Here is an 8,624-nt window from a genome sequence, read left to right as displayed (position 1 = left end):
GAGAAGCCCAGGAGGGCGCGGACCAGGTGGAAGAGAAAGAGGCTGAGGTCGGAGAAGGTCCTGGGCCTGCCGGGTTTTCTCTCCCCTTCTGGCAAGCGGGCTTGGAGCCATGCCTGGAGCAGGGGGACCAGTTCCTCCAGGGACAGGGGTAGGATGGAAGGGGGCGTCTGGTGTTCTTCCACAGCTCACCAAGCGCCCCCTTTTCCTTTGGCTTGTCAAGGGGGTATGCATTGAATATCCGAAAGGGGGGTCAAACCCAAAGGAAAGAAGGAGGCGAGTTGGTATGCAGCGGCATAGGCGTATCTTCCTCAAGTGGCTGGGCCTGGGCGCGGGGAGCCTCTTCCTCCCCACCGCCTGGGGCCAAAGGTACCCCTCGAGGCCCATCACCCTCATCGTCCCCTGGTCCCCCGGGGGCAGCACCGACCTCACCGCCCGGGCCCTGGCCCCTACCCTGGAGAAGATCCTCAAGGTCCCGGTCCAGGTGGTCAACCGCACCGGGGGTGGCGGGGCCGTGGGGCACGGGGCCATCGCCCAGGCCCGGCCCGACGGCTACACCATCGGCATCATCACCCTGGAGGTGGTCCTTCCCCCCTGGGTGGCCCAGACCAAAATCAGCGCCGACATGTTCTCCCCCATCTCCCTGCTGGTGTTGAACCCCGTGAGCATCGTGGTGCGCAAGGACGCCCCCTGGCGCACCCTCCAGGAGTTCATCGACGACCTCAAGCGCAACCCCGGGCGCTACAAGGCCTCGGGCACGGCCAAATGGGGTTCCTACGATTTCGCACGCCTGGGCTTTTTGCGGACCCTGGGCCTCAAGGACGAGGCCCTGCCCTGGGTGCCCACCCAGGGGGCTGCCGCCGCCCTGCAGGAGCTCATGGCCGGGGGGATCAACGTGGCCTTCGTGGCCATCGGGGAGGCTGCTAACCTGGTGCGGGCCGGGGAGGCCCGGTACCTGGCCTTCATGACCGACAGCCGCTTCCCCGCCTTCCCCGACATCCCCACCCTCAAGGAGCTGGGCCTGGACTGGACCTTCGCCTCCTTCCTCATGGCCGCGGCCCCCAAGTTCACCCTTCCCTCGGTGATTGACGTCCTGGACAAGGCCTTCGCCCAGGCGGTGCAGGAGCCGGAGTTCGTCCGCTTCATGCAGAACGCCAACCTGGTCATCCGGCACCTGGACCGCAAGCAGAGCCTGGTCTTCATCCAGGAGAGGGCCCAGGCCATGAACCGGGTGGTGCAGGAGCTGGGGCTCAAGTTCTGATGGTCTGGGAACGCCTGGCAGCCCTCCTGGGCCTAGGGCTTGGGGTCCTAGCCTGGGTCCTGAGCTCTGGCCTGCCCAAGGCGGACGGGCCTGGGCCTGAGCTCTTCCCGCGGATCCTGGGAACGGTCCTGGTCCTGGCTGGCTTGTACCTGTTTCTGGCTCCCGCCCGGGGCCCGAACCCGGCCGGGGAAGGGAGCGGGGGATGGAAGGCCGGCCTACTCTTCCTCCTTTTTTTGGCCAGCCCCCTCCTGGTGCCCCGCCTAGGGCTGGCCCCAAGCGCCGCCCTGGTGGCAGGCCTGGCCACCTTGGTTTACGGGGAAACCTGGCCCCGGGCCCTCCTGGTGGCCCTGGGGATCTGGGCCCTGGCCTATGGAGTCTTCGTCCGCCTCCTGGGGGTGCCCGCATGAACGCCGTCTCCTGGGACGTCCTCCTCGCCCTCTTCCTGGGAAGCTTCTACGGGGCGGTGTTCGGGGCCATGCCCGGCCTCACCGCCACCCTGGCCCTTAGCCTCTTCATCCCCTTCGCCCTCTTCATGCCCCCAGAGGTGGGCCTGGCAGCCATCATCGGCCTCACCGCCACCGCCATTTTCGCCGGGGACATGGGGGCGGTTATGGCCCGCATCCCAGGAACCCCGGCCTCCGCCGCCTACACCGAGGAGATCCACGACCTGGCCCAGGAGCGGGGAGCGACCTATGCCCTGGGCATCTCGGCCGTCTTCTCCGCCTTGGGTAGTCTGGTGGGCACGGGGCTTTTGGTGGTGGGCTCCCTGGGGATGGCCGCGGTGGCCCGCCAGTTCTCCTCCTTTGAGTACTTCTGGCTGGTGCTCCTGGGGGTCATCAGCGGCGTCCTGGGCTCACCCCACCTCCTCAAGGGCGCCTTGGCCTTCGCCCTGGGCATGCTCCTGGCCACCATCGGCTACGACCCGGCCTTGGGCAACCCCCGCTTCACCTTCGGGCAGGTGAACCTCCTCGGGGGGATCAACTTCATCGTGGCCCTCATCGGCCTCTTCGGCCTGAGCGAGCTCCTATACCAGGCCCTCGGCAAGGAGCCTCTCTTGCCCCGGCCACCTTCCTCTCTCCTCAGGGGCTCCTTCACCGCCTACCTTTGGGAACCCCTGCGCCTCGCCCTGCGGGAGCGGTGGCTTTTCCTGCGCTCGGCCTTCCTGGGCACCTTCATCGGCTTCCTTCCGGGGGCGGGCTCGGACTTCGCTGCCTGGATTTCTGCCAACCTCAAGCGCACGGCCGGAGGTTCCCGGGAACAGGTGGTCCTGGCGGGAACCTCCGCCAACAACGCTGCCGTGGCCGGGACCTGGATCCCCGCCCTTTCCCTGGGCATCCCCGGGGACACCCTCACGGCCATCGTCCTAGGCCTTTTCCTCACCCTGGGCATCCGCCCGGGGCCGGAGCTCTTCAGCAAGAACCTGGGCCTGGTGGTGGAGATCTACCTGGTCTTCCTCCTCGCCAGCGTCCTCATCATGCCCCTGGTGGGGTATATGGGGGCTTTGGCGGCGGGACTGGCCACCCGGCTACCCCGCAAGGTGTTGCTGGGGCTCATCGCCGGAGTTTCCCTGATCGGGGTGTACGCCATCAACAACAATCCCTTTGACCTCTACGTGGCCGCCCTGCTGGCCCTTTTGGGCCTCCTCCTGCGCCTGGGGGATTTTCCCCTGGGCCAGGTGGTCCTGGGGCTGGTCCTGGGACCCCTTTTGGAACAGCACCTCATGGTGAGCATGATCAAGACCCACTGGAACCTCTTGAGCTTCTTTGAACGGCCCGTGGCCATCCTCCTGGCCCTGGCCAACCTGGCCCTGGTGGGAAGCCTGCTCTGGCTTAGACTCAGGCAATGGCAGCGGCTCCGGGCTCTGCGGAACCTGGCCCAGCCCGACCGGGAGGGGTGATGCGGGCCTGGGTGTTGCGGGACTACGGCGCCCTGGCCTTGGAGGAGCGGCCCGTGCCCCAGGGGCCGGGCCTCCTCCTCCGGGTGGTGGCCACGGGCCTTTGCGGAAGCGACCTCGGCGTGTTCAAGGGAACCCCGGCCATGCGGGCCCGCTGGCACCCCCCCCTGGTCTTGGGCCACGAGGTGGCCGGGGTGGTGGAGGAAGGCCCGGAAGGCCTTTTGGGGCAGGTGGTGGCCGTCCACCCCGCCATCCCCTGCGGGACCTGCCCCTTCTGCCGCCGGGGCAAGCCCCACCTCTGCCCCGAACGGGTCCACCTGGGCTTTCACCTGCCCGGGGGCTTGGCCCAGTGGATTCGGATACCCGAGGGTCAGGTCTACCCCCTGCCCAGGGGCCTGCCCCCTTGGAAGGGGGCCTTGGCCGAGCCCCTGGCCGTGGTCCTCCACGGGGCGAGGCTGGGGCAGCCGGAACCCGGAGAGGAGGCCCTGGTCCTGGGGGGTGGGGCCTTGGGCGGCTTGGCCGCCTGGCTCCTGGGGCGCTGGGGCCTCCGGGTATCCCTGCGGGAACCCAACCCCGCACGGGCCGAGGTCCTCAGGCGCCTGGGGCTGGTGGAAGAGGTCTGGGAAGGCCCTCCGCCCGAGGGAGGGTTCCCGTTGGTGCTGGACACGGTGGGCCTCGAGGCCACCCTCCCCCAGGCCCTGAGGGCCTGTGCCCCCGGGGGACGGGTGGTGGTCTTGGGGCTTGGGGGCGTGGAAGCCCCCCTGGCCCTGCAGGACCTGGTCCTGCGGGAAAAGGCCGTGCAGGGAAGCTACCTCTTCACCCCGGAGGAGTTCGCCGAGGCCGTAAGCCTCCTCGAGGACCTCCCCGAGGCCCTGGTGCGGCGCTGGCCGGCGGCCGAGGCCCAGGAGGCCTTCACTGCCTTAGCGCAAGGGCAGGTGCCCGAGCCCAAGCTGGTCCTGGAGTGGTGATATGGAGTGGTCCATCGCCACCTGCGCCCTAGGCGGAAGCCTGGAGGAAAAGCTTTTGGCCATCGCCCAGGCCGGTTTCCGGGCAGTGGAGCTCTTTGAAGAGGACCTGGCGGGCTTCCCCGGCCGGCCCAGGGAGCTCCGGGCCCTCGCCGAGGACCTGGGCCTCAGGATCGTGGCCCTCCAACCCCTCAGGGACTACGAGGCCATGCCCGAGCCCTTTCGCAGCCGGAACCTGGAACGGGCCGAGCGCTGGTTTGACCTCATGGAGGAGCTGGGCACCGAGCTCACCTATGTGTGCTCCAACACCTCCCCCCTGGCCCTAGAGGACCCGGAGCGGGCGGCCGAGGACCTCCACGTCCTGGCGGAAAGGGCCGCGAGGCGAGGGCTTCGCGTGGGCTACGAGGCCCTAGCCTGGGGCCGGCACGTGCGGGACTGGCCGCAGGCCTGGGAAATCGTCCGGCAGGCGGACCACCCTCATCTGGGCCTGGTCTTGGACAGCTTCCACTGCTTCGTTCGGAAAAACCCTCTGGAACCCATCGCCGCCCTGCCCGGGGAAAAGCTCTTCTTGGTGCAACTCTCCGACGCCCCCAATCTCCTCATGGACCCCCTGGCCTTAAGCCGCCACCACCGGGCCATGCCGGGGCAGGGAGACTGGCCCATGGAAAGCTTCCTGGAAAGGGTCCTGACCACCGGGTATAAGGGCGTGGTCTCCCTGGAGATCTTCAACGAGTGGTTCCGCGCCGCCCCTCCGGGGCAGGTGGCCCAGGACGGGATGCGGGCCCTGAAGTACCTCTTTGACCGTCTGGGTCTCCTGCTTCCCCCCCTGCCCCCTGGGGCTTCCGCCCAGGGGGTGGAGTTTTTGGAGGTCGGGGGGGAGCCCGAGGACCTCGAGGCCCTCCGGGCCTTTCTGGAACCCTTGGGCTTCCGCCCCAGGGCCCGCCACCCCGCCATGGAGCGGGAGGTTTGGGCTGCGGGCAAGGCCCGCCTTCTCCTGCGGAGCGACCTGGAGGAAAACCTCCCGCGGGACCGCCCCAGCATCCTGGGGGTAGGGCTCAGGGTCCCCAAGGCCGCCCCCCTGGCCGCCCGGGCCCGGGAGCTCGGCCTGGCCCTCTTCCCCCGGGAGGCCGGGGAGGGCTTCACCGGCATCCAAGGGGTAGGCCACACCCGGCTCTACCTGGTGGACACCCCCCTGGAGGTGGCCTTGCACCTGCGGACCCTCGAGGCCCCCGAGGAAGAGGGGTTTTTGGGGGTGGACCACTTCACCAACGTGGTCCCCCGCTTTGAGCTCTACAGCTGGATCCTCATCTACAAGGCCCTCTTGGGCTTCGGGGTGGATCCCCCGGTGGAAATCTTTGACCCCTACGGCATGTTCTACAGCCGCTCCCTGAGGAGCCCTAACGGCGCCGTGCGCATCCCCCTGAACACCGCCGAGGGCGGAGGCACCCTGGTCTTCCGCTTCCTGCAGAGCTTGGGCCACGCCGGCATCCAGCACGCCGCCTTCCAGGTGGAGGACCTCCTGAACTTCGCCCAAAGGGCCAGGGCCCGGGGCTTCACCCCCTTGCGCATCCCCGCCTCCTACTACGCCGTCCTGGCCGCCCGTTTCGCCCTTCCCGAGGAAACCCTGGAAAAGCTCCAGACCAACAGCCTCCTCTACGACCGTACCCCCGAGGGAGGGGAGCTCTTCCACCTCTACACCCCCACCTTCCGCGGCCGCTTCTTCCTGGAGGTGGTGGAAAGGCGAGGAGGCTATGCCGGCTTCGGGGCGGTGAACACCGGGGTCCGGCTCCAGGCCCAGGCCCACGCCCTGGGGTCCACCCCCTAGGCCGGGGAGGGGGCCAGAAGCCCCGCCTGGGCCGCCGCCAGGCGGGCGGTGAGCACCCGGTAGGGACTGGCCGAGGTGTAGTCCAGCAGGTCGGCCAAAAGGCGCACGCTTCCCGCCTCTCCCCCGTGCTCCCCGCAGAGGCCCAGCTTGAGCCTGGGGTTGGCCCGCCGCCCCTCCTCCGCCGCCAGGCGCACCAGCCGCCCCACCCCCTTCTCGTCCAGGCGCTCCGTGGGGTCAAAGGGGAAAAGGCCCTCCTCCACGTACCGGGGGAGGAACTTGCCCGCATCGTCCCGGGAGAGACCGAAGACCATCTGGGTGAGGTCGTTGGTGCCGAAGCTGAAGAAGTCCACCAGGGGGGCGATCTCCCCCGCCAGGAGGGCCGCGCGGGGGGTTTCTATCATGGTGCCGAAGGGAATGGGCCCGTAGGCCTGGAAAAGCTCCTCCGCCAGGGCCCGGGCCCGGGCCACCTCCTTGGGGTCGGCCACCAGGGGCACCATCACCTCGGGGCGGGGGTCAAGGCCCTCCGCCTTGAGCTCCTGGGCCGCCTCCAGCAGGGCCTTAAGCTGCATGCGAAAGACCTCGGGCCGCAGGAGGAGAAGCCTCACCCCCCGGAAGCCCAGCATGGGGTTGTGCTCCGCCAGGGCCTTGGCACGCTCCAGAAGCCGCCGGGCCTCCTCATCGCCGGCCTCGGCCCTGGCCTCGAGTTCCTCCAAGGGGGGAAGGAACTCGTGCAGGGGAGGGTCCAGGAGGCGCACGGTGACGGGAAGCCCGTCCATGGCCCGGAGGATGCCCTTGAAGTCCTCCTTCTGGAAGGCGAAAAGCCGCTCCAGAGCCTCCTTCTCCTCCTCAGGGCTAGCGGCCAGGATGAGCCTCCGTACCCAAGGAAGCCTTTCCTCCTGGAAGAACATGTGCTCCGTACGGCACAGGCCAATCCCTTCCGCCCCAAAGGCCCGGGCCCGGAGGGCGTCCTCCGGGGTGTCGGCGTTGGCCCGTATCCCCAGGGAGCGGTGGGGCTCAGCCCAGGCCAGGAGCTTGGTCAAAAGGGCCTCCCCCGCCGCCTCCACCAGGGGCACCGCCCCCAGGTAGACCTCCCCGGTGGCCCCGTCCAGGGTGAGGAGGTCCCCCTCCCGGATCTCCACCCCCTCAACCAGGGCCCTTCCCTCCTCGGGGTAGACCTTCAGGGCCTCCGCGCCCACCACCGCCGGCACCCCCAGGCCCCGGGCCACCACCGCCGCGTGGGAGGTAAGCCCCCCGCGGGCGGTAAGGATGCCCTTGGAGAGGTACATCCCCGTAATGTCCTCGGGGGTGGTCTCCGGGCGCACCAGGATGGTGGGAAGCCCCCCGGCGTTGTAGCGCTCCGCCGCCTCGTTGCTGAAGACCGCATGCCCCACCGCCGCCCCCGGGCTTGCGGGGAGCCCCTTGAGGAGGGGCCTGGGGGCCTTTTCCCGGTCCACGGCGGGGCGGAGGAGGCCGGGGAGGGCGTTGGCCTCCACCCGCAAGACCGCCTCCTCACGGGTGATGAGCCCCTCCTCCGCCATCTCCACGGCGATGCGCACCGCGGCCTGGGCCGTGCGCTTGCCCGAGCGGGTCTGCAGGAGGTAGAGCCGCCCTCCCTCCACGGTGAACTCAAAGTCCTGCATGTCGCGGAAGTGGCGCTCCAGGAGCTCGGCCACCCCCAGAAGCTCCCGGTAAAGCTCCGGGGCGTAGGCCTTCAGGTGGTCCAGGGGCTCCGGGGTGCGTATCCCCGCCACCACGTCCTCCCCCTGGGCGTTCCTCAGGTACTCCCCGTAAAGGCCCCTCTCCCCGGTGGCGGGGTTGCGGGTGAAGCCCACCCCGGTGCCCGAGTCCTCCCCCAGGTTGCCGAAGACCATGGCCTGCACCACCACCGCCGTGCCCAGGTCCTCGGGGATGCCGTAGATGCGGCGGTAGGTCCGGGCCCGGGGGTTCTGCCAGCTGCGGAAGACCGCCTCCACCGCCCCCTTGAGCTGGGCCCAGGGGTCCATGGGGAAGGGCGTGCCCCGGGCCTCCAGGTGGCGCAGGTAGGTGAAGGCCAGCTCCTCCAGGTCCTCGGCGGCAAGCTCGGCATCGCCCACCACCTTGCGCCTGGCCTTCAAGGCGGCCAGGGCCTCCTCAAAGGCCTCGGGCCGCTCCCCCAAGACCACCTCGCCGTACATGGCCAGAAGCCGGCGGAAGCTGTCCCAGGCGAAGCGGGGGTTGCCCGTGGCCCGGGCCAGGGTCTCCACCCCCTCCAGGGTCAGGCCCAGGTTGAGGATGGTGTCCATCATGCCGGGCATGGAGACCGGGGCCCCGCTCCGCACGGAAACCAGAAGGGGAGGGGCCTTCCCCTCCCCCCTTCCAAAGCGCTTCCCGGTTAGGCCCTCCAGGGCCGCCATCTTGGCCTCTACCTCTTCCCAAAGGCCCAGCACCTCCCCCTGGCGCAGGTGGAGGCGGCAGGCCTCGGTGGTGATGACGAAGGCGGGCGGCACGGGAAGCCCCGCCTCGGCCATGGCCACCAGGCCATACCCCTTGCCCCCCAGGAGGTCCCGGGAAAGCCCCTTGGCCTCGGACAGGAGATAGGCAAACGTACCCACGCCCTGAGTCTCCCCCAGGGCGTGGAAGCGTGGAAAAGTGTAAGGCCCACACCGCTACACCGTTCGCACAGGGGGAACGGGAACCCTCTGC

Annotated in this window: 6 protein-coding genes and 1 pseudogene; 5 read left to right on the top strand and 2 right to left on the bottom strand. The window is 69.4% G+C overall.

The annotated features are described in order from the left end of the window. Positions 1-182 (bottom strand): annotated as a pseudogene (locus tag B128_RS0110855) (hypothetical protein); the annotation flags it as partial. 101 nt (positions 183-283) lie between these two features. On the opposite strand from B128_RS0110855, the gene B128_RS0110850 reads away from it, so the two are divergent. The 5 genes from B128_RS0110850 to B128_RS0110830 are packed head-to-tail and all read left to right on the top strand — an operon-like array spanning position 284 to position 5,942. Then, a complete protein-coding gene (locus tag B128_RS0110850) occupies positions 284-1,258 on the top strand; it encodes a Bug family tripartite tricarboxylate transporter substrate binding protein (protein WP_018112297.1) in 975 nt (324 codons plus the stop codon). Further along, positions 1,258-1,665, top strand: coding sequence for a tripartite tricarboxylate transporter TctB family protein (locus B128_RS0110845; protein ID WP_018112296.1), 408 nt, complete (start codon positions 1,258-1,260; stop codon positions 1,663-1,665). Before B128_RS0110850 ends, B128_RS0110845 begins: the two co-directional genes overlap by 1 nt. Then, the gene (locus B128_RS0110840; protein ID WP_018112295.1) at positions 1,662-3,155 is read left to right on the top strand and encodes a tripartite tricarboxylate transporter permease; all 1,494 of its coding nucleotides are present in this window, start codon (positions 1,662-1,664) and stop codon (positions 3,153-3,155) included. Before B128_RS0110845 ends, B128_RS0110840 begins: the two co-directional genes overlap by 4 nt. Further along, on the top strand, positions 3,155-4,120 hold the full coding sequence (locus B128_RS0110835) for a zinc-dependent alcohol dehydrogenase (protein WP_018112294.1): 966 nt from the start codon (positions 3,155-3,157) through the stop codon (positions 4,118-4,120). The genes B128_RS0110840 and B128_RS0110835 overlap by 1 nt, the downstream gene beginning before the upstream one ends. A 1-nt stretch (position 4,121) precedes the next feature. Then, complete coding sequence (locus B128_RS0110830; protein WP_018112293.1) at positions 4,122-5,942, top strand: bifunctional sugar phosphate isomerase/epimerase/4-hydroxyphenylpyruvate dioxygenase family protein; 1,821 nt, start codon at positions 4,122-4,124, stop codon at positions 5,940-5,942. Here the strand turns inward: B128_RS0110830 and ppdK are convergent. Then, a complete protein-coding gene (gene ppdK / locus B128_RS0110825; RefSeq protein ID WP_018112292.1) occupies positions 5,939-8,533 on the bottom strand; it encodes a pyruvate, phosphate dikinase in 2,595 nt (864 codons plus the stop codon). The genes B128_RS0110830 and ppdK overlap by 4 nt on opposite strands. Positions 8,534-8,624 lie beyond the last annotated feature (91 nt).

The organism is Thermus igniterrae ATCC 700962, from assembly GCF_000376265.1.
GTDB lineage: Bacteria > Deinococcota > Deinococci > Deinococcales > Thermaceae > Thermus > Thermus igniterrae.
The sequence above is the reverse complement of the archived record's forward strand: the minus strand, read 5'-3'. Positions and strand labels throughout refer to the sequence as shown.